We start from the raw sequence: 1041 nt of genomic DNA, 5'->3' as shown, positions 1-1041 counted from the left end.
TTACCGGTCAGTGCCTGTCCGGACTGAAGGTGCCTGAGTGCGGTTTCGAAATCAAATGCGGGTTTGGTCATGTGTCTTCTCCTTTATGGGGGGTTAGGGGATTGACACAGATTTTTGAACAGTACCGCACGGAAGGCGTGCAGGGTTTTATTACCGATGTGGATTTGTCTGTATCTGCCACTTCATCAGATTATCAATATGGTCAACTGGTGGAATCAGGTGGTAACACCTGCCGATAAAGATGCAGTACAAATCAGGGAGGCGAGCAAGACAGATGATGATTTATCTCGACATATTGCGGTCGAAAAAATAATAGCCCCTGTGAAAGGCTTGGTCATTTTGAGCCCTGCGGATGCAAATGAAACATTATCGGTAACGGTAAACGACCACAGTTTGGGCGGCCATTTAGCAGGTGCATTTGCAAGGCTGTTTTAAAACAGCATTCAGATTGATGAAGTCAATACCTTTAATGGTGCAGGTTTTCCCGCTACCGGTGAATTCTTTTTTTTCAGCAATTGAAACTGCGTTATTGCTGGAACAAACCAAATTTTATACATCCCCAAATAATTATTTTGCTGAGCACGGCATCAATGTGACTGCTAATGACTGGTGGTTTCAGCAGGTAGGGAACAGACAGCCGATTTTTAATGAAGAAGGTACGGGGCTGCCCAACCATTATATGTACAAAATCACCGATGCGCTGGCTTTGGGCTATGTATTGTCGATAATGGATCCGGACTTAACGCTGGAGCGGTTGAATTTCTTTTTAAACCGTGTCGGCAATCGGGCAGCAAATTCATTGGAAATCTTATTGGATCAGGTAAGAAAGATGCTTTTGGGTAGGGGTGTCGCTGAGACGCAGGTTGGCGATATCTCAGATAATGCGGATTCACGCCAAAATTACCATCAACACCTTCATGAATTAAAAGAATATCTGGAGAAATCTGGTAGGAATTACTGCTTTAAAGAGATCAGTTTTGAAAAAGCACTTGAAGACTCCGATGAAGGCTTAGCAATGCGTTATGCTTTGAAAGCATTAAA

At 43.5% G+C, this 1041-nt stretch carries 3 protein-coding genes; all 3 read left to right on the top strand.

Going from position 1 to position 1041, the window contains the following annotated elements; translation table 11 throughout:
• The coding region (locus tag C7N83_RS15485) for a hypothetical protein (RefSeq protein WP_211296681.1) at nucleotides 1-239 on the top strand (239 nt) is incomplete at its 5' end.
• Nucleotides 199-435, top strand: coding sequence for a hypothetical protein (locus tag C7N83_RS13960; protein ID WP_211296680.1), 237 nt, complete (start codon nucleotides 199-201; stop codon nucleotides 433-435). The genes C7N83_RS15485 and C7N83_RS13960, both read left to right, overlap by 41 nt.
• A 16-nt stretch (nucleotides 436-451) precedes the next feature.
• Nucleotides 452-1041 (top strand): hypothetical protein (locus C7N83_RS13955; protein WP_146135188.1); only part of this gene is annotated, 590 nt, incomplete at its 3' end.

The sequence above is a fragment of the Neisseria iguanae genome (assembly GCF_003013245.1).
GTDB lineage: Bacteria > Pseudomonadota > Gammaproteobacteria > Burkholderiales > Neisseriaceae > Neisseria > Neisseria iguanae.
This window is presented reverse-complemented; position numbering and strand designations above follow the sequence as displayed.